The organism is Methylobacterium sp. Leaf361 (assembly GCF_001424445.1).
GTDB lineage: Bacteria > Pseudomonadota > Alphaproteobacteria > Rhizobiales > Beijerinckiaceae > Methylobacterium.
In genome coordinates, this window is the sequence record NZ_LMPY01000041.1 from 1 (window position 1) to 22,608 (window position 22,608).

A 22,608-nucleotide genomic window follows, 5' to 3' on the forward strand; every position below is an offset into this window, starting at 1 on the left:
AACCTCGACAGCCTGTACCTGCCGCGCGACGCGGCCGAGCTCGCGGAGTTCGTCGGGCAGCTGGCGCCGGTCCTGATCCACGTGCACTCGCTGGCGGGCTTGCGCTGGGGCGCGGCGCGGGCGCTGATGGCGGTGGTGGCGGGGTCGGGGCGTCCCTACGCGTGGACGCTGCACGACTACTCGCCGGTGTGCCACCGCAACCACCTGGTGCAGCCGGACGGGCGCTACTGCGGCCTGGCGCCGGTCAGCGAGTGCCGGTCGTGCCTGGCGGTGGACGCGGACGGGTTCGAGGAGCCGGACCCGGGCGAGCGGCGGGCGGCGTTCGGGGCGTTCCTGGCGGGCGCCGCGCGGGTGTTCGCGCCGTCCTCCGACACGGCGGCCCGGATCCGGACGGTGTACCCGGATCTGTCGGTCACGGTGCGGCCGCACGTCGAGCCGGAGCGGTCGGTGCGCTCGACCGCCCTCCAGCGGCCCGGCCGAATCCGCCGCGTCGCCGTGCTCGGCGCGATCAGCGCCACGAAGGGCGGCCTGTTCCTGCAGGCGCTCGCCACCGACGCGCAGGACCGCGACCTGCCGCTGCACTTCGCGATCGTGGGCTACTCGGACCCGGCCCTGGCGATCGGCCTGGAGCGCGTCGGGGTCGCCCAGACCGGGCGCTATTCCGGGGACCACGAGGCCCTGGACCTGGTCTGGCGGCTCTCGGCCGACCTCGTGCTGCTGCCGGCGATCTGGCCCGAGACCTACTCGTACGCGCTGACCCTGGCGCTGCGCACCGGCCTGCCGGTGGCGGCCTTCGACCTCGGCGCGCCGGCCGAGCGGCTGCGCGCCTACCCGAACGGGCACCTGCTCCCCGGCGCGCTGGCCACCGATCCGGCCGCCTTCAACGACCGCCTGCTCGCCATCGACGTCTCGGCCGCGGGCCGGCTCACCGTGCCGATCCGGGCCGCCACCTACGGCGACCTGATGGGCGACTATTACGGCCTGGACCCGGCGCCGGCCGGGACCGGGCACCCCAGCGACGAGGACGCCGCATGATCTCCGTCAACGAGGACATGAAGCAGGAGATGCTGCGCCGCGGCATCTCGGTGCTGCACCCGGCCCCGTTCGGCCTGCCGGAGGATTGCGTCTTCGAGCCGCCGTGCAGCATCAAGTGGATGGGCGTCGATTACTGCCTCACCATGGGGGCGTTCTCGTACGCGGTCAGCGGCTACTATTTCGGGGCCGACATCGCCCGCTACTGCTCGATCGGCGAGAGCGTCCAGGTCGGGCGCGGCAGCCACCCGGTCCAGTGCGGCTCGACCTCGCCGCTGTTCTACACGCACCACTCGGCCGTGTTCGACCGCATCGACCCGCGGGCGGAGGATTACGAGATCTCCGGCCCGTATCTCTGGCCCAAGCGCGTGCGTATCGGCAACGACGTCTATATCGGCCACGGCGCCTTCCTGATGCCCGACATCACGATCGGCGACGGGGCGGTGATCGGCGCCATGGCGGTGGTGACCAAGGACGTGCCGCCCTACGCGATCGTGGCCGGCAGCCCCGCCCGGATCGTGAAGATGCGCTTCCCGGACGCGCTGATCGAGCGCTACCTGAAGGTGCAATGGTGGCGCTACGCCTTCTGGGACCTGCGCCAGTGCTCGATCACCGACCCGGAGACGTTCATCGACGCCGTCGAGGAGCGGATCGCCGGGGGCATGCAGGAATACCGGCCGGAGCTGATCCCGATCCGGTCGCTGGTGCCGGGCGCCTGAGCCCAGGCGCCTGAGCCCAGGCACCTGAGCCCAGGCACCTGAGGCCGGGCACCTGAGGCCGGGCACCTGAGGCCGGGCGCCCGCCGGGACGCGCCCCGCGCCGGGGCGTCCGGGGCGGCGCGCTCAGCCCGCCAGCACCCGCGCCGCCGCGTCGCCCAGCGCCCGCACGCCGAGGGCGAGGTCGGCGTCGCTGGTATCCTCCGCCCAGTGGTGGCTGATGCCGCCGATCGAGGGCACGAACAGCATCGCGACCGGCAGGATCCGGGCGACGTTCTGGGCGTCGTGCCCGGCCCCCGACGGCATCACCTGCCACCCGCCGGGGCAGACGCTCTCGGCCGCCTCCGAGAGGGCGCGCATCAGGGCCGGGTCGCAGGGGGCGGGGATCGCCTTGGCCAGGGCCGTCAGCGTGGCCGGGCAGCGCTCGCGCCGGTTCGAGTCCCGCACCAGCGCCTCCAGGCAGGCCTCCATCCGCTCCAGCACGGGTATCGCCACGTCGCGGAACTGGAAATACACCTCGGCCCGCCCCGGGATGATGCTGAAGCCGCCGGGATCCAGGGTGATCCGTCCCGTGGTCCAGGTGCTGCGCGGCCCGCAGACCTTCGGGAATTCCCGGTCGATCGCCGCGAGCAGCCGCACCGCCGAGAGACCCGCGTCCCGGCGCTCCGCCATGGTGGTGCCGCCCGCGTGGTCCTGGTTGCCGGCGAAGTCGATCCGGAACTGCCAGATCGCCACGATGCCGCTCACCACGCCGAGATGCAGGCCGGCGGATTCGAGCTGCGTGCCCTGCTCGATGTGCATCTCCAGGAAGCCGCGGTAGCGGTCCGGGTCGAGCCGCGTCCGGGGCAGGCCGGCGAGGCCGGCGCTCGCGAGCGCCGCGCGGAGCGGCGTGCCGTCGGTGCGGTTGCGGGCCTCGTCGATCTCGGCCTCGGTCAGGTCGCCGATCGCCGAGCGGCTGCCCAGGAAGCCCCCCGAGAAATGCCCCTCCTCGTCGGCGAAGGCGACGACGTCGACGGGCAGCCCGGCGCGGGCCAGCGCGACCCCGGCCACGACGCCCAGCGCCCCGTCGAGCCAGCCGGCCTCGTTCTGCGTCTCGATGTGGCTGCCGACCAGCAGGTGCGGGCCCGGCCCGCGGTGGCGCCCGAGCACGTTGCCGATCCCGTCGATGGAGGCCTCCAGGCCGCAGGCCTCGAGCCGGGCCATCAGCCAGCGCCGGGATTCCATGTCATCGGCCGAGAAGGTCGGCCGGTGGACGCCGGTGCGGAACCGGCCGATCTCGCGCAGTTCGTACAGGTCGGCCAGGAAGGCCCGGGTGTCGATCGCGGTCATGGTGAGCCCAGGCGATGAGGCCAAGTTTGAGGCCAAGTTTGAGGCCAAGTGTTGTGGCCGAGTGAGGCGGCCACGTGAGGAGGCCTCCGGCGGTGCAAGCCCCGTGCGGCCCGCTATTCCGCCGCCGCAGGTCTCGAGGCCGCGCCCTGCGCGCCACCCCCCGCGCCCTCCAGCCAGGCGGCGAGATCGGCCCGGGCCCGGTCGGTGAGCGCGCGCTTCTTCAGCGCCGCCTTCTCGGGTCCGCGCAGGCGCCGGCCGGTCTCGTTGCGGGGGGCCCGCTCGAGCGGCGGGAACAGGCCGAAATTCACGTTCATCGGCTGGAACGAGCGCGGGGCGTTGGCCTCCCCGTCCGCCATCAGGTGGCCGCCGGTGATGTGGGCGATGAGCGCGCCGAGGGCCGTGCTCTGGGGCAGGGGGGCGAGGGGGGCGCCGGCCGCCTCCGCGACGGCGAAGCGGCCGGCCATCAGCCCGACCGCGGCGCTCTCGACGTAGCCCTCGCAGCCGGTGATCTGCCCGGCGAAGCGCAAGGTCGGACGGGCCCGCAGCCGGAGGGTGGCGTCGAGGAGGCGCGGGCTGTCGAGGTAGGTGTTGCGGTGCAGGCCGCCGAGGCGGGCGAACTCGGCCCGCTCCAGGCCGGGGATCATGCGGAAGACCCGCACCTGCTCGGCGTAGGTCAGCTTCGTCTGGAAGCCGACCATGTTGTACAGGGTGCCCAGCGCGTTGTCCTGGCGCAGCTGCACGATCGCGCAAGGCTTGACCAGCGGGTCGCGGGGATTGGTGAGCCCCACGGGCTTCATCGGCCCGTGGCGCAGCGTCTCGGGGCCGCGCTCGGCCATGACCTCGACGGGCAGGCAGCCGTCGAAATAGGGCGTGCCCTCCCACTGCTTGAACCCGATCTTCTCGCCCGCCACGAGGGCGGCCACGAAGGCGTCGTACTGCTCCCGGGTCATCGGGCAGTTGAGGTAGTCCGCGCCCGTGCCGCCGGGTCCCGGCTTGTCGTAGCGGGACTGGAACCACGCCACGTCCATGTCGATCGAGTCGCGGTGGACGATCGGCGCGATCGCGTCGAAGAAGGCCAGCGACTCGGCGCCGGTGAGCCCGCGGATGCCCTCGGCCAGCGCCGGCGCGGTGAGCGGGCCGGTGGCGACGATGCAGGGCCCCCATTCCTCCGGCGGCAGGCCCTCGACCTCCCCGCGGACGAGGGTGACGTTGGGGTGCTGCTCCAGGGCCCGGGTCACCGCGGCGGAGAAGCCCTCGCGGTCGACCGCCAGCGCCCCGCCCGCCGGCACCTGGTTGGCGTCGGCCGCCCGCATGATCAGCGAGCTCAAGGAGCGCATCTCCTGGTGCAGCAGCCCGACGGCGTTGCCCTCGGGGTCGTCCGACCGGAACGAGTTGGAGCAGACGAGCTCGGCCAGTCCGTCGGTGCGGTGCGCCTCGGTGCCGCGCACCGGGCGCATCTCGTGGATCACGGCGCGGTGCCCGGCTTCGGCCACCTGCCAGGCGGCCTCGGATCCGGCGAGGCCGCCGCCGACGATGTGGATGGTCTGTGTCATGTCCGAGAATAGCGAAGGACCGCCGTCCGGATCAACGGGCGGCGGTCCTTCGAGGCATTCGTCTCGGGTGCTGTGACGCGGACGCGGGGATCAGACGCGGGCGACGCCGCGGATCTCGCTGCGGTTGATGCCGAGATCGGCAAGATCGCGGTCCGACAGGCGGGACAGCTGGGTGACGGTGTCGCGGTACCGGAGATAGGCGCGGACGCGGCTCAGGACGCTACGGGCGGCGGACATGGTGTGCTGTGACCTCTGCTCGGGCAGACGATGGCGCCCCATTGCGCATCGCTGCCTCTTGTTGGTGCAACGCACATATAATCGCGCCGCAGCGCAGCAGGAGTCGCAAGGTCAAGCACCAGACCTGCGAAAATCGCATAACCGGCTTAAGAAACCGGCAAGGTTTCCGGATGGTCATTCTTTGTGCGCATGCAGGGCGCCGAGGGGCCTTCCGCACGCGCGAAGGGCGCCCCGCCGGTCGGCGGGACGCCCTGCATGCCGTCTGACGGGCTCGGACGGGAGCTCAGTAGAACGGGCGCGGCCCGTAGAAGCCGTAGGGCCGGTAGAAGGGCCGCGGCCGGTAGTAACCGCCGTACCCGCCGTAATAGACCGGGCGCCGCCAGTAGCCGTAGGGCCGGGGGCCCCAGTTCGGCCGGCAGATGCCCCACGGATTGGGATGGAAGCCGGGGCCGCAGCCCCCGGCCGCCTCGGCAGACCCCGCGAGCCCGAGGCCGCCGGCGATCGCGGCGGCCATCACGAGTGCCTTCGCGCGCGGTGCGCTCAGAATCGTCATGACTGGATCTCCTCAACGTTTCCGGCGGATCGGGAGCCGGTCGTTCGAGATTCGGTCCCGCCGCCTGAACCGTCGCTGAGCCGTAGGTTGTGTCCGGTACAGGCCCGCGACGGCGCCGCGGCAACGCCGCTCGGAGCGCGAAGGTTGCACGCTCCGGGTCGCGGGCTCAGTGCAGCGAGGGCGTGCGCAGGAACCGCTCCCGATCCCCGGAGACGAGGGCGAGCTTCACGCCGCGCCCCTCCCGGCGGATCGTGAGGGGGACCCGCACCCCGGCCTCGCCCAGGGCCCAGACGCTCCGGAACAGGGCGGCGAGGTCGGCCACCGGCTCGCCGGCTACCGCCTCGATCACGTCGCCGGCCTGGAGGCCGCCGGTCTCGGCCGGGCCGTTATCGGCGAGGCCCATCACGACGATGCCCTCCTCGCTCTCGGTGGCGTAGAGGCCGAGCCAGGGGCGGGGCGGCCGGTCGGCCCGCCCGCGCGTGGCGAGGTCCTCGAGGATCGGCGTCAGCAGATCGATGGGCACGACCATGTTGATCGGCCGCGCCGCGCCGCCGCCGCCCTGCTGCAGCTGCAGCGAGCCGATTCCGAGCAGGTCGCCCTGGGGGCCGATCAGCGCGGTCCCGCCCCAGTGCGGGTGCGCGGGGGCGGTGAACAGGGCCTCGTCGAGGACGTACTCCCAGTAGCCGGCGAATTCCTGCCGGGCCACGACCTCGACGGCGACGCAGCGCTGGCGCCCGCCCGCCCCGGCCAGCACGGCCCGGTCGCCGGTCTTCAGCCCGGCCGAGTGGCCGAGCGGGAGGGCCGGCACGCCGAGATCGCCGAGCGCCTGGACCAGGCCGAAGCCCGTGGCGGCGTCGAAGCCGAGGACGTGGCCGGGCACCGAGCGGCCGTCCCGGGTGGTGAGCCAGACGCTCTCGGCCTCGGTGACGAGGTAGCCGATGGTGAGCACCAGCCCGTCCTCGCGGATCACCACGCCGTTGCCGGCGCGCTCGGTGCCGAGCGTCTCGGCCGTGAACGCGCTGTCCGGGATCCGCGCCGACAGGGCCAGGACCGCGGAGAGCGCCCGGTCGAGGTCGTAGCCGTAATCCGCGGGCCTGGGCTGGGCCTGCGCGGGGATCTTCCACTCGCCCTGCGTCGCCATGACAATCCTTCGGCTCGTCCGCCTGCGCTCCGGTCGGCCCCGGAGCCGCGCCATCGGCACACCATAGGATGTCCGCGCCGCCCGCGTCACCCGCGGCCGGCTGCGACCCGTGGCACGGGCCCGCCCGGGGCGGCCGGCTGCGGCCCGCGGCGGCACCGGCACAAAGAAAAACCGCCCGGCGGAGCCGGGCGGCGCGCCGTCCCGGAGGACGGCCTATCGGAGATCCGGGAGCCCCCGCCGCGCGGCGGCGGGGAGCCCGGTGTCTCGGGAGGATCTCAGTACTTGCGGACCAGGGCCGCCGGGACCGGCGAGGCGGCCGGGGCCGGCGAGTACAGCGGCACGATGAACCGGATCCAGCCGTCGGTGGAGTAGTTGTCGCGGGTGCGGCCGAACGCGTTGGTGTACTGCGCGCCGGTCACGACGTCGCGGGCGACGTAGGCCTGGACGGTGAAGATCTTGAAGTCGTAGCCGATGAGACCGCCCAGGGCGAACCGGCCACGGTTCCCGGCCGCGGCGCTGGCCTGGCTGATGTCGAAGTTGTAGGTGCCGTAGGCGATCGGGCCGATCTCGAAGTTGCCGAACTTCTTGGTCGCCGTGAGGTCGAAGTTCAGGGCGTCCGACAGGCGGATCGGGCCGATGGCGGCGCCGACCTGGCCGGGGAAGCGGCCGGGCGAGTCGTAGATGTTGGCGGTCAGGTTGGCGGTGATGTTCCAGCCGTCACCCGTGTAGCTGCCGGCGACGCCGAAGCGGTAGGTGTTGGAGGAGAGCTGCGGCAGGACCGGGGTGGCCGTCGTGCCGTTCGCGGTGATGATCGAGCCGCGATCGCCGTTCAGGTCGTTCAGGTAGGCGCCGCCGAGCAAGCTGACGCCGAAGTTGTTGCCGAGGTCGAAGGCCCAGATGCCGCCGACGAAGGTGCCGACGTTGATCGAGATGTCCTTGTTGCGCACGCCCGCCGGGTTGCGGGTGAAGGCGAACACGGTCGGGGGCGCCACGAGCAGCTCGACGCGGCCGCCGAACGGCACGAACGGGGTCGACCAGACCAGGACCGGGATGTTGACGGCCGTGTCGGGCGAGTTCGGCGCGTCGGTGCGGCGATAGGTGAACGTGTTGATCGCGTAGAGGCCTTCCGGCAGCGGCGCGCCGACCGCGAGGCCGACCTGCTCGCCCGGAATCGTCGTGGTCTGCGCCTGCGCGATCGTCGAGGTCATGCCGACCGTGAGCGCGACCGTGCCGGCCGCGAGCCAGTTCTTCATCATTTTCTCATTCCTTCCCAAGGTCATACGGCGTCCGTCCCGCATTCGGCACTTCCCTGCCGGTCTGCTCGCCTATCGCGGCTGCCGGCTTCGGACCTGCCGAGCGCCCCCACGGAGCCTGCCCGTCTCAACGTCTGCGACTATTCTACAGAGACCTGCGGAAAGACAGTGGAATGCTCGCCGAAACGCCACAACCGGCCGAACCGTTGCGCAAAAGCCGCATTTTTGCGGCGATGCAACACTGTCCACAGACCCTGCTCGGATCGCGGTTTCGGCAAAATATCGTTGAACGGTCAAGCTGTTGCCGGCCCGGGCCGCGGGAGAATCCGGCAAAGGCGGGAAGGTGATCGGGCAGGCCGCCGGTCCGGGCGCGCGGGCCAGGATCCGGCTCCGAGCCGGTCGGCGGCGGGGCCGGAGCCGGATCCGGCCGCTCGAATCACCGTCCGCGGGCGCGGGGTCCGGCCGAGACCCGGCAGAAACTGCCGCGCCGGCCCGGGAGCGGGTGATCCGTCGCGTCGGACCCGCGCCCGCACTGCAGGGGCGGGGGCGCGTCCGGCACGGTCGCCGGTGCGTGCGATGCCCGCCCCCGGAAGGTCCGCCCCCTCCGCCGCCGCGCTACTCCGCGGCGCGGCCGCGGCTCGCGGGTGAGGCGGGCCGCCGCTCCAGCACCTCGCGCAGGAACCGGCCGGTATGGCTGGCCTTGGCGCGGGCGATCTCTTCCGGCGTGCCCTGCGCCACCACCCGGCCGCCGCCGTCGCCGCCCTCGGGACCCATGTCGATCACCCAGTCGGCGGTCTTGATCACTTCGAGGTTGTGCTCGATCACCACCACGGTGTTGCCCTGGTCGACCAACTCGTGGAGCACCTCCATGAGCTTGGCGACGTCGTGGAAGTGCAGGCCGGTGGTCGGCTCGTCGAGGATGTAGAGGGTGCGGCCGGTGGCGCGCTTCGACAGCTCCTTGGAGAGCTTCACGCGCTGCGCCTCGCCCCCCGACAGGGTGGTGGCCTGCTGGCCGACATGGACGTAGTGCAGGCCGACCCGCTTCAGGGTCTCGAGCTTGTCGCGGATCGCCGGCACCGCCTTGAACAGCTCGGCCGCCTCCTCGACGGTGGAGTCGAGCACGTCGGCGATGGACTTGCCCCGGTACTTCACCTCCAGGGTCTCGCGGTCGTAGCGCTTGCCCTTGCAGACGTCGCAGGTGACGTAGACGTCCGGCAGGAAGTGCATCTCGATCTTGATGACGCCGTCGCCCGAGCAGGCCTCGCAGCGCCCGCCCTTGACGTTGAACGAGAAGCGCCCGGGCTGGTAGCCCCGCGCCTTGGCCTCCGGCAGGCCCGCGAACCAGTCGCGGATCGGCGTGAAGGCGCCGATATAGGTGGCGGGGTTCGAGCGCGGCGTGCGCCCGATCGGCGACTGGTCGATGTCGATGACCTTGTCGAGGTGCTCCAGCCCCTCCAGCCGCCCGTAGGGGGCCGGGTGCTCCAGGGCGCCGTTCAGCTTCTTGGCGACGGCCTTGTAGAGGGTGTCGATCACCAGGGTGGACTTGCCGCCCCCCGAGACGCCGGTGATGCACGTGAAGGTGCCGAGCGGGATCTCGACGTCCACGTCCTTGAGATTGTTGCCCCGCGCGCCGAACAGGCCGAGCTTGCCCTTCCGGCCCTTGCGGCGGGCGGTCGGGGTGCGCACCGCCATCGCGCCCGTGAGATACTTGGCGGTGAGCGAGGCGGGGTTCGCCAGCACCTCCGCGGGGGTGCCCTGCGCGATGATCTCGCCGCCGTGGATGCCGGCGCCCGGGCCGACATCGACCACGTAATCGGCCTGCAGGATCGCGTCCTCGTCGTGCTCGACCACGATCACCGAGTTGCCGAGGTCGCGCAGGCGCTTGAGCGTGCCGAGCAGCCGCTCGTTGTCGCGCTGGTGCAGGCCGATCGAGGGCTCGTCCAGCACGTAGAGCACGCCGGTCAGGCCGGAGCCGATCTGCGAGGCGAGGCGGATGCGCTGGCTCTCGCCGCCCGAGAGCGAGCCGGAGCCGCGGGCGAGCGTCAGGTATTCCAGGCCGACATCCACCAGGAAGCTCAGCCGGTCGCGGATCTCTTTCAGGATCCGGACCGCGATCTCGTTCTGCTTCGCGGTCAGCTTCCCGGGCAGGTCCGAGAACCACCGGTGCGCCTCGGAGACCGAGAGGGCGGTCACGTCGGCGATGTCCGCCATGGCGACCTTCACGGCCAGAGCCTCGGGCTTCAGCCGCTTGCCGCCGCAGGCGGCGCAGGGCGTCTCGCTCATGAAGCGCCCGATCTCCTCGCGCACGGCGTCCGAGTCGCTCTCCTTGTAGCGGCGCTCCAGGTTCGGGATCACGCCCTCGAAGGGCTTGTTGACCGTGTACTTGCGCAGGCCGTCGTCGTAGGCGAAGCGCACCGCCTGCTTGCCCGAGCCGTAGAGCACGATGGCGCGGGCCGTCTCCGACAGGCTCTGCCAGGGGACGCCCGTCTTGAAGCCGAAATGCTCGGCGAGCGCCTCGAGCGTCTGGCCGTAATAGGGCGAGGTCGACTTCGCCCAGGGGCCGACCGCGCCGCGCTTCAGGCTCAAGCCAGGGTCGGAGATCACCAGCTCGGGATCGATCCGCATCTCGTGGCCGATGCCGCTGCAGGTCGGGCAGGCGCCGAACGGGTTGTTGAACGAGAACAGCCGCGGCTCGATCTCCGCGATGGTGAAGCCCGAGACCGGGCAGGCGAAGCGCGACGAGAAGGTGACGGTCCGCGGCGCCTCGCCCTCGGGGGCGTCGGCGAACACGATCTCGGCGACGCCGTCGGCGAGTTCCAGCGCCGTCTCGAAGGACTCGGCGAGCCGCGAGCCGATATCGGCCCGGACCACGATCCGGTCCACCACCACGTCGATGTCGTGCTTGAACTTCTTGTCGAGCTTGGGCACATCGTCGATGGCGTAGTATTCGCCGTTCACGCGCAGCCGCTGGAAGCCTTTCTTCTGATATTCGGCGATCTCCTTGCGGTACTCGCCTTTCCGCCCGCGGACCACGGGCGCCAGCAGGTAGAGCCGGGTCTTCTCCGGCAGTTCCAGCACCCGGTCGACCATCTGCTGGACGGTCTGGCTCTCGATCGGCAGGCCGGTGGCCGGCGAGTAGGGGATGCCGACCCGCGCCCAGAGCAGGCGCATGTAGTCGTAGATCTCGGTCACCGTCCCCACGGTCGAGCGGGGGTTCTTCGAGGTGGTCTTCTGCTCGATCGAGATCGCCGGCGACAGCCCGTCGATCTGGTCGACGTCGGGCTTGGACATCATCTCCAGGAACTGGCGGGCGTAGGCCGAGAGCGACTCGACGTAGCGGCGCTGCCCCTCCGCGTAGATCGTGTCGAAGGCGAGCGACGACTTGCCCGAGCCCGAGAGCCCGGTGAAGACCACGAGCTTGTCCCGCGGGATGGTCAGGTCGACGTTCTTGAGATTGTGCTCCCGGGCGCCGCGGATCGCGATGACCCGCCGGTCCTCGACGGGGGCCGGCGCGGCGTCGAACAGGGCCTCCAGCTTGGCGTCGATGGCGGCTTCGTTCCGCGCGCCGGGGGAGCTGGATTTCGCGCGAACCGGCTTGGACTCGGGCACCTTGGACTGGGGCGCCTTCGACTGGGGCGCCTTGGCCGTCGCCGGGGCTTTCGGAGCCGTCTTGGAAGGCGCTTTGGCGGCAGCTTTCGGTGCGGCTTGGGCAGCACCGACGCGGCTTGCGGCACGACTTCCAGCTTGGGCTTTGGCCATGAGGGCGGCGGTCTTTCGAGGCGTCGACCGAGGCATCGACGAAGTCGGACGGATTCGCGCGCGGGCCAGCCGCCGCTCCGGCTCATGTCGAGCCCGAGGGGGCCCGCGGCAAGATGCGGCCGGCGGGACGCAGGCCCGTCATGCGCCGCCCTTGCTAGAACGAAACGCGTACGTCGGCAACCGCTCGGTGAACGCGCGACCGTCTTCGCGAGCGCAGCGAAGCGATGACGCGGTGGAGCCAGCGGCCGCGATCGGAGTCCGGTGGCCCCAGCTTCGCCGTAGCTCGATTCGCCAAACCTTGGCCCACCTTCGGTGTTGCACCGCGGGCGCCGAGATCCACGTCGCCGTATCCCGCCCTCAGATCCACATCCCGACAGGTATCGATGCCAGCATGCGACGCGACCGATCCGGCCGCCCTCCGCGGTTCCGACGACCGCACGGCCACCCAGCAGCGCCTGTCCACGCGGCTGCTGTTCCTGATCGTGGGCATCGCCAACGCCACCTGGGCGCCCCTGGTGCCGCTGGTGAAGGACCGCGCCGGCCTCGACGCGGCCGGGCTCGGCCTGCTGCTCCTCACCTTCGGCGTCGGCTCGATCCTGGCAATGCCGAGCGCCGGGGCCGCGGCCGCGCGGCTCGGCTTCCGGCCGGTCCTGCTCGCCGGCACGCTCGCGATCGGCCTCGCCCTGCCGGTGCTGGCCGTGGGCTCCGGGCTCGTGCCGCTCACCGGGGCGCTGCTGCTGTTCGGGGCCGGGATGGGGGCGGTGGACTGCGTCATGAACCTGCAGGCCGTCGCGGTGGAGCGCGCCGCCGGGCGCCCGATGATGTCGGGCTTCCACGGCCTCTACAGCCTCGGCTGCATCCTGGGGGCGCTGCTGGCCAGCGTCCTGATGGGCACCGGCCTGGGCGCCGGCTGGAGCGTGCTGATCCTGGTCGCCGGCATCGTGGCCCTGTTCGCGGCCGCCTGGCCGGGCATCCTTCCGGCCGGCGGGGCAGGGGGAAGCGGCGGGCCCGCCTTCGCGCTGCCCCGCGACCCGGTGCTGGTGCTGGGCCTGCTCTGCTTCGTGGTGTTCCTGACCGAGGGCTCGGCCCTCGACTGGAGCGCGGTGTTCCTGATCCAGCAGCGCGGGCTCGATCCGGCCTGGGCGGCGCTCGGCTACGCTTCCTTCTCGGTCACCATGACGGCCGGCCGGCTCGGCGGGGATGCGATCGTGGCCCGCCTCGGCCGGCGGCCCGTGGTGATCCTCGGCGGCCTGCTGGCGGCGGCCGGCCTCGCGCTCTCGGTCGTCATCCCGGCCTGGGAGGCGGCGCTCGCCGGCTACGCCCTGGTCGGGGCGGGCTGCGCCAACATCGTCCCGGTCCTGTTCACGGCGGCGGGGCGCCAGACCGCGATGCCCGCGCGCGTGGCGGTGCCGGCGGTGACGACGCTGGGCTATGCCGGGGTGCTGGCGGGGCCCGCGCTGATCGGCTTCGCCGCGCAGGCGCTCGGCCTGCCCGCGTCCCTGCTGATCGTGGCGGCGCTGCTCCTCGGCGTGGCGGCGGCCGGCCGGTCCCTGCGGGTGTGACCCCTCACGCCTCGGCGTTGCGCGCCATGAAGGTGGCGGGCGTCCCGTCCTCCGGGTTCACGAAGACGATGTCGGTCGGCGCCCGCCGGGGCGTGTCGATCGACAGGAACACCACCGGGTCCCCGGGCTCGAGCACCGGCATCGCGTGGACCGTGCCCTTCTCGAAGAACAGGAGCTGGCCCGGGCCGAACGCCGTCTCGGCGGCCGGATCGCCCAGCCAGACCCGGCCCCGGCCCGAGAGGCAGTAGAGGTACTCGTCGCAGGTGGCGTGATAGTGCGGCGGGGTCGGCCGGTAGATCCGGAACACCCGGGCGCTCGCCGCCTCCCGGTCGGTCAGGTAGGTGTCGACCAGGAGGGTCTCGGCGCTGTCGGGCAGACCCGCCGCCAGCGCCGTCACGTCGAAGAGGCCGGTCCCCGCCGCGTCCGCCATCACGTCCTCCTCAATCGGAAAACCCTTCGAGCACGATCTTCCCCCTGGCGCGCCCGCTCTCGACCAGTGCGTGGGCGCGCCGCAGGTTCGCGGCGTCGATCCGCCCGTAATGCTCCCCCAGGGTGGTGCGCAGGCGCCCGGAATCAACGAGGCGGGACATCTCGTCGAGGAGCGCCCCCTGGGCGGCGATGTCGGCGGTGGCGAACATCGAGCGGGTGAACATGAACTCCCAGTGCAGCGACAGGCTCTTGCGCTTGAGGAGCCCGACGTCGAGGCGCTCCGGATCGTCGATCAGGGCGAGGCGGCCCTGCGGGGCGATCAGTTCCACGATCGCGGCGAGGTGGGCGTCGGTGTTGGTCGTGGAGAAGACGAGGCCCGGCGCGCCGATCCCCAGGGCCGCCACCTCCGCCGCCAGGGATCTGGAATGGTCGACCACGTGGTGGGCGCCGAGGTCCCGGCACCAGGCCGCCGTCTCAGGCCGCGACGCGGTGGCGATCACGGTGAGGTCGGTGAGCTCCCGGGCGAGCTGGATCGCCACCGAGCCGACGCCCCCCGCGCCGCCGACGATCAGGATCGCCGGGGCCGCGCCCGGTACCGGCTTGTCCCCGTCGAGCCGGTCGAACAGGGTCTCCCAGGCGGTGATCGCGGTGAGCGGCAGGGCGGCGGCCTGCGCCCAGTCGAGGCTCTTCGGCTTGTGCCCGACGATGCGGGCATCGACGCAATGGTATTCGGCGTTCGTCCCCGGCCGGGTGAGGTCGCCCGCGTAGAACACCGCGTCGCCCGCGGCGAAACCCTGGACCTCCGCGCCGGCGGCGACGACGGTGCCGGCCGCGTCCCAGCCGAGCACCTTGGTGCCGCCTTCCTCCGGCTCGGCCCGCCGCCGGACCTTGGTGTCGACCGGGTTCACCGAGACCGCCTCGACCTTCACCAGCAGGTCGCGCGGGCCGGGCTCGGGCTGGGGCAGGTCGAGATCGACCAGGGCCTCGGGATCGGTGATCGGCAGGGACTTGCGGTAGCCGACGGCGCGCATGGTGATCTCCTCGGAGTGTCGCCGCAGGAGATGCCGCCCGCCTTCACGGGCCGCAAGTACGCACATAAAACGCCACTAGTGCCGGAAATGATACCGTCGGAGACAGCCCATGCCCCGCACCCGCCGCCACACGGGCGCCTGCAGCCCCGGCTGCGCCGTCGAGGCGACGCTCCGGCTCATCGACGGCAAGTGGAAGGGCGTGATCCTCTACCATCTGCTGGAGGGGACCCTGCGCTTCAACGAGATCCGGCGGCGCCTCGCCAGCGTGACCCAGCGCATGCTCACCAACCAGCTGCGCGAAATGGAAGCCGACGGCCTGATCACCCGGACGGTCTACGCCGAGGTTCCTCCGAAGGTGGAATACAGCCTACCGAGCGGGGGCGGTCCCTCGACCCGGTCATCCGCGCGCTGAAGACCTGGGGTGATCTGCACGCGGAATTGGCAGATACGACTCAAAACGCCGCCTGATTGGGCAAACCGGTGCCGAATATGGGCGCGACCACATAACCGGATCTTTATGACTTGGCCGGAAGGTGGCGCATCTCCCGCCGGACGGTTCCAGAACTTCCGATGCCGATCCTCGCCTCGCTCCGCGCCCGCATCCTGGCGGTGGCGCTCGCCCCGTGCCTCGCCTTCGCGGGGGCGGCGGGCCTCGCCGTGTCGGACCAGTGGGCGCGCCGCGCCGAGATGGGCCGGGTGGAGGGCCTGGTCGGCCTCGCCTCCCGGATCAGCGCCTTCGTGCACGAGGCCCAGCGGGAGCGCGGCGCCTCGAGCCTGTTCCTGGGCGCGAAGGGCGCGCAGTTCGGCCCGGAACTGGCGGCCCAGCGCGAACGCACCGACGCGGCCCTCGCCGGGCTTCCCGAGGCCATGAAGGCCGCGACGGGCTTCGGGCCGGTCTTCCAGGCGCGCGGTGAGGGCTTCGCGCGGGCGCTCACCGGGCTGGCCGCGCAGCGCCGGGCGGTCGACGCCCTGACGGCGGCCCCGCCGCAGGCCGTGGCCTACTACACGGGCCTGATCGGGGAGGGGCTCGGCCTGGTGCGGGCCATGGGCGGCGCGATCGACGAGGCCGGCCTCGCCGCCCGGGCGAACGCCTACGCGGCCTTCCTGGCGCTGAAGGAGGCCGCCGGCCAGGAGCGGGCCGCCGCCTCGGCGGTCTTCGCCTCCGGCACCCTCGACCTCGCGGCCGCCCGCCGCCTCGCGACCCTCGCGGCCGACCAGGCGACCTATGCCGGCCTGTTCCGGGCCGGCGCCGAAGCGGGGCAGGCGAGCCTGCTCGACGCCGCGGAGGCGACCGAGCCGTCCCGCGCGGTCGCCCGCCTGCGCGCGGGCGTGCAGGAGACGATGCCGGGGACGCCCCCGGCCTTCCGCGACGCGCCGGGGTGGTTCCGCCTCGCCACGCAGCGGATCGACGCCCTCAAGGGCGTGGAGGATCGGCTCACCGCCGACCTGGTGGCGGCCGCGGGGGCGGCGCACGCCCGCGCCGAGCGGATGCTGGCCCTCTGGGCCGCCGGCGGGCTCGCCCTGTTCGCCCTCTCGGCCGGCCTCGCGGTCTGGCTCGGCACGGCCATCGCCCGGCCGCTCTCTCGGATGGCCGGGGTGCTGACCGCGATCGGCCGGGACGCGGGCACGGCCGACCTGACCATCCCGACCGGCGGGCCGCGCGAGGTCCGGGCGATCGCCGCGGCCGCCCTGGCGTTCCGCGACAGCGTCGCCGAGCGCCGGGCGGCCCGGGCCGCGCAGGAGCGGCTCGCCGCCGAGACCGCGGCGGCCCAGCGCGCGGCCGCCCTCGGCCTCGCCGACAGCTTCGAGCGCCAGGTCGGCGGGATCGTCGAGGCCGTCTCGGCGGCGGCGGCCCAGCTGGAGGCCTCCGCGCACGGGATGGCGCGGGCCGCCCAGGACACGACCGATCTGAGTCGGGCGGTGGCGGTGTCGGCCGATTCGGCCGCCCGCTCGGCCGACACGGTGGCGGCGGCCACCGAGGAGCTCACCGCCTCGGTCCGGGAGATCGGCGTGCAGGTCGGGTCCTCGGCGGACCTCGCGGCGAACGCCACGCGGAGCGCCGACGGCATGGCCGGGGAAGTCCACCGCCTCGCCCAGGCGGCCGGCAGCATCGGGGAGATCGTCGCGATCATCTCGCAGATCGCCGGCCAGACCAACCTGCTGGCGCTCAACGCCACCATCGAGGCGGCCCGCGCCGGGGAGGCCGGCCGCGGCTTCGCGGTGGTGGCCGCCGAGGTCAAGACGCTCGCGGAGCAGACCGCCAGGGCCACCGAGGAGATCGCCGGCAAGGTCGCGGAGATCACCGGATCGACCGAGGCCTCGGTCCGGTCGATCGGCGGCATCACGGCGGTGATCCGCAACCTCGCGCGGATCGGCGCCGAGATCGCCGCCATGGTCGAGCAGCAGGGCGCGGCCACCGCGGAGATCGCCCGGACCACCGCGCAGACCTCGCAGGACACACGCGGCCTCTCGGGCCACATGGCGGGTGTCGGCGCGGCGGCCGGCACGGCGAGCCAGGGCTCCGCCCAGGTGCTGCGGGCGGCGGCCGACCTGTCCCGGCAGGCGGGCGACCTGCGCGGCGCCGTCGAAGGCTTCCTGGCCCGGGTCCGCGCGGCCTGAGGAGAGGCTTCCGGCGGGTCGAGCCCCCTGGCGGCGTCGGGAACCGTCTCGGTGCCAGGCGGCCCGGGGAACCGATGACGGGCTTGCGGCCGCCACGACACGCCGCGCTCCCTGGGCGGCACGGCGATCCAGGGCTTCGAGGCCGAACGAGCCCACCGCCACGAAGGCTCCGCGCCGGCCGCGCGAGAGGGCACGGGGACGGTGCACGCCCGGAACCCCGGGGCTTCAGCGCGGGATCCGGGCCCGATCGCCTCCGGGTTTCCGGCTCGGTCGGGAATCAGTCGGGAATCGCGAAACCGATCGACAGACACAGGGCCGCGACGGCCGTCAGGGCCATGGCGGCCTGACGGACCTGACGCCAGCGCGCGCTGCGCGCGCGCTCCTCCGGGCTGGCGCCGAGCTGGAGCTCGTCGTCGAAGCCCTTCACGAAGGATTCGAAACTCGGGAAGGCGCGCCGCGCGAGCCAGATCCACACGCCGACGGCGATCAGGCCGAGGACCCAACCGCCGTAGGTAAACGCATCGTCCAACATCCGGCGCAGCCCTCGAGACGACGCCCCCCTCGCGACTTATTCTACGGGAAGTTGCGAAGATTGCCTAGGCGGAAGAAGGGCTTCCGGTGGCGGTTCCGTGTTTCCGAACGTGTCTCGCCGGGACCGATCGGGTGCCGGTCCGGCCGCGTCCCCGTCGCGCGTCCGTCACGGCCCCGTCGGGTTCCTGTCGCTCCCCTGTCAGTCTCTCTCGCGGCCGAGGGCGTAGAGGGTGATGGCGGCGGCGTTCGAGACGTTGAGGCTGCGGATCGCGCCCGAGAAGGGGATCCGGGCCAGGACGTCGCAGCAGCCCCGGGTCCGCTCGCGCAGGCCCTTGCCCTCGGCACCCAGCACGATCACCAGCGGCCGCGCGATCGTCAGCGCGTCGAGGCTCTCGGGCGCGTCCGAATCGAGGCCGACCCGGGTGAAGCCGCGCTCGCCCAGGGCGATCAGGGCCTCGGCGAGGTTCCGGACGGTCACGAAGGGCACGTGCTCCAGGCCGCCGGAGGCGGATTTCGCCAGGACTCCGGTGGCGCCCGGCGCGTGGCGCGCCGTGGTGACGATCCCGGCGACCCCGAAGGCCGCGGCGGTGCGCACGATCGCCCCGACATTGTGCGGGTCCGTGATCTGGTCGAGCGCCAGCAGCAGCGCGTCGGCGGGCAGGTCGTCGAGGCCGGGCGCGGGCAGGGGCTCGGCCTCCAGGTACAGGCCCTGGTGGACGGCGTCCGGCCCGAGCAGGCGGCCGATGTCGCTCGGCCGCACCAGCTCCGGGGTGATCCGCACGGCGCCCCCGAACTCGGCCTCCAGCCGCGCGGCCGCGTTCTCGGTGGCGAGCAGCCGGTGCAGGCCGCGCTGGGCGTTGCCCAGGGCCTGCACCACGGGATGCCAGCCGTAGAGCACGGTCGGCCCGTCGCCGCCCTCCTCCCACGGGCGGGACGCCCCGCCCGGGCGACCTCCGGACCGGGGGGCGGGGCGCCGGGGCCCGTGCGGGCGGGGCCGGGCGGGGCGTCCGCCGGGCGGCCGGGCGTCGTCGCGGCGATCCGTCATCGGGCCGCGATCGGCGAAGGGGCCCTGGGTCGGGCGAGGCTGGGTCGGGCGAGACTGGGCCAGACGAATTCGGGCAAGGGGGGCATCGGCGCGCTCTTCTCTGAGGGCCCTGTCGGAAGGAGCCGAGAAACCGGGCGGCATCGCGCGCGTCAAGCCGGCATCACACCGGGAACTGCCGGCAGCCCTCGGGGATCCAGGGCCAGGACGATCGACGGAGCGCGCCGGCACGGCACCGGATTCCGTCGCCGACCCGTCAAGTCGGGACGGTCCTCCCGCGTAGGAATGTGGAAAACGAACTCATATTCCCTTTGTGACCTGTGCATGTGCGGGCGCGACACGGTCGTTCGTCAGAACGAACGGGCTGGTCCGCAGTAGGAATATTATCTGGACGAATCTCTCAGAGAGTCAGTTCAGCAAGTTATATGGAGTGGCGAATTCCGCATCTGTGCCAGGGGCTTGGCCTGCGTTCGCGCATTCGACTCTGCGCCGGCCCGCATCGGACTCTGCGTCGCGGCGTATCCGATTCTGCGCCCGGACGGCCGGTCGGCGTATCGGAATCTGCGCGGCGGCGTATCCGATTCGGCGCGAATCCGGGCCCGGAGCGGTGAATAACGGGGACGGACACCGAGCGGTCCCGCGTATCGGACTCTGCGTGGGATCGCCGGGGGAGCGGGGCCCGTATCGAACTCTGCGCGTGCCGGCCCGGGAGCCGGCCGTGAAGGGAGCAGTGTCGGCCCGCTTTCGGGCGTATCCCCGCGACCGGGGAAGCGTGGATAGCCGGGACAAGGCCGATCGGACGGGGGCCGCGGCGGGCGAATCGTGGCATGGCAGGATCGGGCCGTCCGTCCGCCTGGCGGATCGACGGCCCGTGTACCGCGGGCCGAGGGGCGATGAGCATCGAGGAGAAGATCGCCGGGATCCACGACCCGGACCTGCGGGCCGAGATCGAGGCGGCGCGCGGCGGCTTCCTGTTCGCGCAGATCGTCGAGCACGTGCTGCACCGTCAGCGCGAGCGCGACGCACAGGCCGCCCTCCTGGGGGAGGAGGAGAGCCGCCGGGCCGGGCTGTCCCGCGACCAGCGCCGCCGCGACGCGGTGCGCCTCGTGATCGAGAACGAGCCGGCCGTCCCGTCGAGCCTCCAGCACATCCACTCGGTCCTGGCGCTGTGCGGCCTGCCCTACCGGGACCCCGGGCCGGTGCGGGAATTCTCCCGCAGCTACGGCCGCAACTCGCTCAACCTGATCGCCGGCCGGATCAAGGACCCGGAGACCGGCGCCTTCGAGCCCCAGGGGCTGCCCTACGGCCCGAAGGCCCGGCTGGTGCTGCTGCACCTCTGCACCGAGGCCGTGCGCCAGCGCAGCCCCACCGTGAAGGTGGCCGAGACCCTGTCGGGCTTCATGAGGGAGATGGGCTTCGCGGTCACGGGGGGCGAGCGGGGCACCATCCGCCAGTTCAAGGAGCAGCTGAACCGGCTGGCCGCCTGCTCCATGCAGATCGGCCTCTGGAACGGGCGCGACAGCGCGACCACCCTCAACGTGCCGCCGTTCCGCAGCCTGGAACTGTGGCGCCCCCGCGCCGGGGAGGGGGACGACGAGGCCGGCCGCACGGTGCGCTTCGATCCCGAATTCTACGAAACCCTGATCCGGCACGCCCTGCCGGTGGACCTGCGGGCGGCCCGGGCCTTCTCGGGCTCGGCGCGCAAGCTCGACCTGCTGTTCTGGACCGGCTACCGCCTGCGGTCCCTGCAGCGGCCGCTCCGCCTGACCTGGGCCAACCTCCACGCGCAGTTCGGGGCCGAGAACGCCTCGATCCGCAGCTTCCGCCAGGCGTTCAAGGCCGATCTCGCGCATCTGCGCGAGGTGTTTCCGCGGCTGCCGCTGGTGCTCGACGACGGCGGGCTGACCCTGCACCCGGCCGATCCCAGCACGCTGCTCGTGCCGCCTCGCCCTGCGGCTAAGGGAATACGGAAACGCCTCAAGGAATAGAACAGGGATCGCTGCCTCTCATTCCCTCAGGGAATGGCTGCCTGACGGAATATGTGACGGTGGCTATTCCCTGAATGGCGCGGAATGAGATATGTGTTCCGTCCGCCTGGAAGGAACATCACGTGGCCCTGTCGGATTCCGAGATCGCGGCGCGGCTCGCCGCGCTGCGACGCCAGCGCGAGGCGCTCGACCGGGAGATCGCCGATCTCGTCCTCTACCAGGAGCTCGGTCGCCGGTTGGCGGCCGGTGGAGCGGACGCGCGGCCGGACCCGGCCCCGAAGCCCGAACCGCCGGCAGGGCCACGCCGAGACCCGGCCGACGAGCCGCCGCGGGGGCGGGACGTACGGGACGTCCTAGAGGCCCGGTCCGGATCGCTTGCCGACGCGGCGGGCGCGGCCCCCGGGCACTGGGGCGCGCGGGCCGGTCCGGCGGCGCGGTCCGCGGGGGCGCCCGGTCCCGTCGGCGCCGCCGGACCGATCCCGCCGGCGATCGCCTTCACGGAGGACGCAGCCGGCGCCCGCCGCTACGGCCGGGCCGTGGTGCAGGCGGCCTGCGCGGCGATCGCGCGGGCGGGCCGGCCGCTGCACGCGGCCGAGATCCTGGAGGTGCTCGCCGGGCAGGGCTTCACCCTTCCCGGCCGGGATCCGGTGGCGGCCCTGAACACGCGCCTGTGGAAGCGGTCCGGGCCGGGCGGCCCCCTGAACCGGGTCGCCGAGGCCACCTACGCCCTGGCATCCATCCCGGGATCCGCCCCGGCATGGCCGGGGCCGGAGCCCGCCTGAGGGGCGCCGGTCACGAAGACGTGAGGCCGGACCCCGCCGGCTCCCCCATATTGGGGGGGCGCCGCGACGGGCGATCTGCTTGGCTGCGCGCCGGCAGACGGCGTCCCGGCCGGGGAGGACGTGCATGGACAGGATCGGCCGTGATCGGATGATCGGGCGGGCGCGATGACCGCGGCGCTCGCCGCGCCGGCCACGCAGGTCTGCGCCTTCATGCTCGGCTGCGCGCTGATCCACGTCGCCCGCGCCCACGCCGATCTGATCACGCGGCTCCTCGCCGTCACGGCGGTCGGCGCGGCCGTGCTGGTGCTTCTCGTCGCTTCCCTCGACTACGCGCCGGAAGGCGGAACCTTCGACGAGGTCACCGTCTACGCGGCCTCCTGATCCGGCCGCCCGATCCGGCCGCTTGGCCCATCAGGGGCCGCTCAGTTGACCAGGCAGAAGCCCTGACCGGTGCCGATCCGGCGCTCCTGCGCGCACCAGGGCTTGGACGCGCCGGGGCCGGTCGCCGGAACCTTCAGGCTGGCGGTCGTCTGCGCGGGGTCGGCGGCGGTGCCGCGGAGGGTGAGGCTGCCGACGGGCACCCGGCCGGGCGTGGGCCGGAGCGCGACCGGATCGGGGCCGGCCTCCGCTCGCGATCCCGGCGCGACCGCGCCGTCCGGTGCCGGGAGCGCGGGGCTCGCCGCCACCGGCTGCACCGGGTCGGGCGGGCTCAGGGTCGCGAGGCCGGGCATGTCCTGCGCCGCCGCGGCGCCGCACAGGACCAGGCAGGCGGCCGAGGCCGCGAGGAACCTGATCATCGACGAAGCTCCTGACGAGAACCATTCCGCCGGCCGGTCCCGCGGGCCGGACCTGCCGTGAGGCTGAGTCTGGCCTCCCGCTCGTTAAAGGGGCGCGAAGATTCAGGATTAACCGGTTTTGAAGATCGCCGTCTCCCCGGAGGCAGATGGGGTGGATGGCTCCCGCTCCGACTGACGGCATCTCGGTGCCAAGATGTGGTCGCTGTCGAAGCAGCAGCCACGCTCATGCAGGAGCCATCCCCATGGAGATCACC

Annotated in this window: 18 protein-coding genes and 2 pseudogenes; 8 read left to right on the forward strand and 12 right to left on the reverse strand. The window is 72.9% G+C overall.

The window, feature by feature from the left end:
• Both ASG32_RS23380 and ASG32_RS35690 read left to right on the forward strand, forming a co-directional pair.
• Nucleotides 1-1,035, forward strand: a pseudogene (locus ASG32_RS23380) (glycosyl transferase); the annotation flags it as partial.
• Nucleotides 1,032-1,751 (forward strand): CatB-related O-acetyltransferase, encoded by a 720-nt coding sequence (locus ASG32_RS35690; RefSeq protein WP_042671319.1) that lies wholly within the window; start codon nt 1,032-1,034, stop codon nt 1,749-1,751. The pseudogene ASG32_RS23380 and the gene ASG32_RS35690, both read left to right, overlap by 4 nt.
• 123 nt (nt 1,752-1,874) lie before the next feature.
• Here the strand turns inward: ASG32_RS35690 and ASG32_RS23390 are convergent, their stop codons facing one another.
• The 7 genes from ASG32_RS23390 to uvrA all read right to left on the reverse strand — a co-directional run bounded on the left by ASG32_RS23390 (nt 1,875) and on the right by uvrA (nt 11,573).
• Nucleotides 1,875-3,077: a Zn-dependent hydrolase gene (locus tag ASG32_RS23390; RefSeq protein ID WP_056531286.1), complete on the reverse strand. Its 1,203-nt coding sequence runs from the start codon at nt 3,075-3,077 to the stop codon at nt 1,875-1,877.
• Between the two features lie 113 nt (nt 3,078-3,190).
• A complete protein-coding gene (gene trmFO / locus ASG32_RS23395) occupies nt 3,191-4,630 on the reverse strand; it encodes a methylenetetrahydrofolate--tRNA-(uracil(54)-C(5))-methyltransferase (FADH(2)-oxidizing) TrmFO (RefSeq protein WP_042671323.1) in 1,440 nt (479 codons plus the stop codon).
• A gap of 90 nt (nt 4,631-4,720) precedes the next feature.
• Nucleotides 4,721-4,867, reverse strand: a complete 147-nt coding sequence (locus ASG32_RS32850) for a DUF1127 domain-containing protein (protein ID WP_020095497.1) — start codon at nt 4,865-4,867, stop codon at nt 4,721-4,723.
• 283 nt (nt 4,868-5,150) lie between these two features.
• Nucleotides 5,151-5,420: a hypothetical protein gene (locus ASG32_RS23400; protein WP_020095498.1), complete on the reverse strand. Its 270-nt coding sequence runs from the start codon at nt 5,418-5,420 to the stop codon at nt 5,151-5,153.
• 166 nt (nt 5,421-5,586) lie between these two features.
• Nucleotides 5,587-6,561: a S1C family serine protease gene (locus ASG32_RS23405; protein ID WP_020095499.1), complete on the reverse strand. Its 975-nt coding sequence runs from the start codon at nt 6,559-6,561 to the stop codon at nt 5,587-5,589.
• Between the two features lie 275 nt (nt 6,562-6,836).
• A complete protein-coding gene (locus ASG32_RS23410) occupies nt 6,837-7,817 on the reverse strand; it encodes a transporter (protein ID WP_056531288.1) in 981 nt (326 codons plus the stop codon).
• Nucleotides 7,818-8,429: 612 nt separating this feature from the next.
• Nucleotides 8,430-11,573 carry an excinuclease ABC subunit UvrA gene (gene uvrA / locus ASG32_RS23415; RefSeq protein ID WP_056531290.1) on the reverse strand — a complete coding sequence of 1,048 codons (3,144 nt, stop codon included), beginning with the start codon at nt 11,571-11,573 and terminating at the stop codon, nt 8,430-8,432.
• A 383-nt stretch (nt 11,574-11,956) separates the two neighbouring features.
• Here uvrA and ASG32_RS23420 point away from each other — a divergent pair, with 383 nt between their 5' ends.
• Nucleotides 11,957-13,135: an MFS transporter gene (locus ASG32_RS23420; protein WP_056531292.1), complete on the forward strand. Its 1,179-nt coding sequence runs from the start codon at nt 11,957-11,959 to the stop codon at nt 13,133-13,135.
• Nucleotides 13,136-13,139: 4 nt separating this feature from the next.
• Here ASG32_RS23420 and ASG32_RS23425 read toward each other — a convergent pair whose 3' ends face one another.
• Nucleotides 13,140-13,565, reverse strand: a complete 426-nt coding sequence (locus ASG32_RS23425; protein WP_020095503.1) for a cupin domain-containing protein — start codon at nt 13,563-13,565, stop codon at nt 13,140-13,142.
• Nucleotides 13,566-13,575: 10 nt separating this feature from the next.
• On the reverse strand, nt 13,576-14,595 hold the full coding sequence (locus tag ASG32_RS23430; RefSeq protein WP_056531294.1) for a zinc-binding alcohol dehydrogenase family protein: 1,020 nt from the start codon (nt 14,593-14,595) through the stop codon (nt 13,576-13,578).
• 109 nt (nt 14,596-14,704) lie between these two features.
• Between ASG32_RS23430 and ASG32_RS23435 the strand changes: the two are divergent.
• Nucleotides 14,705-15,063: pseudogene (locus ASG32_RS23435) on the forward strand (helix-turn-helix domain-containing protein).
• Nucleotides 15,064-15,165: 102 nt separating this feature from the next.
• Complete coding sequence (locus ASG32_RS23440) at nt 15,166-17,214, forward strand: nitrate- and nitrite sensing domain-containing protein (RefSeq protein WP_056531296.1); 2,049 nt, start codon at nt 15,166-15,168, stop codon at nt 17,212-17,214.
• Between the two features lie 277 nt (nt 17,215-17,491).
• Here ASG32_RS23440 and ASG32_RS23445 read toward each other — a convergent pair whose 3' ends face one another.
• Nucleotides 17,492-17,746 carry a hypothetical protein gene (locus ASG32_RS23445; RefSeq protein WP_056531298.1) on the reverse strand — a complete coding sequence of 85 codons (255 nt, stop codon included), beginning with the start codon at nt 17,744-17,746 and terminating at the stop codon, nt 17,492-17,494.
• 198 nt (nt 17,747-17,944) lie between these two features.
• Nucleotides 17,945-18,790: an RNA methyltransferase gene (locus ASG32_RS23450; RefSeq protein WP_082558017.1), complete on the reverse strand. Its 846-nt coding sequence runs from the start codon at nt 18,788-18,790 to the stop codon at nt 17,945-17,947.
• Nucleotides 18,791-19,680: 890 nt separating this feature from the next.
• Here ASG32_RS23450 and ASG32_RS23455 point away from each other — a divergent pair.
• From ASG32_RS23455 to ASG32_RS23465, 3 genes are all read left to right on the forward strand, one after another.
• Nucleotides 19,681-20,775: a replication protein RepA gene (locus ASG32_RS23455; protein ID WP_056531302.1), complete on the forward strand. Its 1,095-nt coding sequence runs from the start codon at nt 19,681-19,683 to the stop codon at nt 20,773-20,775.
• Nucleotides 20,776-20,897: 122 nt separating this feature from the next.
• A complete protein-coding gene (locus tag ASG32_RS23460) occupies nt 20,898-21,557 on the forward strand; it encodes a hypothetical protein (RefSeq protein ID WP_020095510.1) in 660 nt (219 codons plus the stop codon).
• A 165-nt stretch (nt 21,558-21,722) separates the two neighbouring features.
• Nucleotides 21,723-21,938, forward strand: coding sequence for a hypothetical protein (locus ASG32_RS23465; protein ID WP_056531304.1), 216 nt, complete (start codon nt 21,723-21,725; stop codon nt 21,936-21,938).
• A gap of 41 nt (nt 21,939-21,979) precedes the next feature.
• Here the strand turns inward: ASG32_RS23465 and ASG32_RS23470 are convergent, their stop codons facing one another.
• Nucleotides 21,980-22,354, reverse strand: a complete 375-nt coding sequence (locus tag ASG32_RS23470) for a hypothetical protein (protein WP_056531307.1) — start codon at nt 22,352-22,354, stop codon at nt 21,980-21,982.
• Nucleotides 22,355-22,608 lie beyond the last annotated feature (254 nt).

Coding starts and splice junctions, on each gene's coding strand:
- ASG32_RS23390 (WP_056531286.1), bottom strand. CDS start 3,077: ATGACCGCGATCGACACCCGGGCCTTCCTGGCCGACCTGTACGAACTG.
- ASG32_RS23420 (WP_056531292.1), top strand. CDS start 11,957: ATGCCAGCATGCGACGCGACCGATCCGGCCGCCCTCCGCGGTTCCGAC.
- ASG32_RS23465 (WP_056531304.1), top strand. CDS start 21,723: ATGACCGCGGCGCTCGCCGCGCCGGCCACGCAGGTCTGCGCCTTCATG.
- ASG32_RS23455 (WP_056531302.1), top strand. CDS start 19,681: ATGAGCATCGAGGAGAAGATCGCCGGGATCCACGACCCGGACCTGCGG.
- ASG32_RS23400 (WP_020095498.1), bottom strand. CDS start 5,420: ATGACGATTCTGAGCGCACCGCGCGCGAAGGCACTCGTGATGGCCGCC.
- ASG32_RS32850 (WP_020095497.1), bottom strand. CDS start 4,867: ATGTCCGCCGCCCGTAGCGTCCTGAGCCGCGTCCGCGCCTATCTCCGG.
- ASG32_RS23470 (WP_056531307.1), bottom strand. CDS start 22,354: ATGATCAGGTTCCTCGCGGCCTCGGCCGCCTGCCTGGTCCTGTGCGGC.
- ASG32_RS23450 (WP_082558017.1), bottom strand. CDS start 18,790: ATGACGGATCGCCGCGACGACGCCCGGCCGCCCGGCGGACGCCCCGCC.
- uvrA (WP_056531290.1), bottom strand. CDS start 11,573: ATGGCCAAAGCCCAAGCTGGAAGTCGTGCCGCAAGCCGCGTCGGTGCT.
- ASG32_RS23440 (WP_056531296.1), top strand. CDS start 15,166: ATGCCGATCCTCGCCTCGCTCCGCGCCCGCATCCTGGCGGTGGCGCTC.
- ASG32_RS23410 (WP_056531288.1), bottom strand. CDS start 7,817: ATGATGAAGAACTGGCTCGCGGCCGGCACGGTCGCGCTCACGGTCGGC.
- trmFO (WP_042671323.1), bottom strand. CDS start 4,630: ATGACACAGACCATCCACATCGTCGGCGGCGGCCTCGCCGGATCCGAG.
- ASG32_RS23425 (WP_020095503.1), bottom strand. CDS start 13,565: ATGGCGGACGCGGCGGGGACCGGCCTCTTCGACGTGACGGCGCTGGCG.
- ASG32_RS23405 (WP_020095499.1), bottom strand. CDS start 6,561: ATGGCGACGCAGGGCGAGTGGAAGATCCCCGCGCAGGCCCAGCCCAGG.
- ASG32_RS23430 (WP_056531294.1), bottom strand. CDS start 14,595: ATGCGCGCCGTCGGCTACCGCAAGTCCCTGCCGATCACCGATCCCGAG.
- ASG32_RS35690 (WP_042671319.1), top strand. CDS start 1,032: ATGATCTCCGTCAACGAGGACATGAAGCAGGAGATGCTGCGCCGCGGC.
- ASG32_RS23445 (WP_056531298.1), bottom strand. CDS start 17,746: ATGTTGGACGATGCGTTTACCTACGGCGGTTGGGTCCTCGGCCTGATC.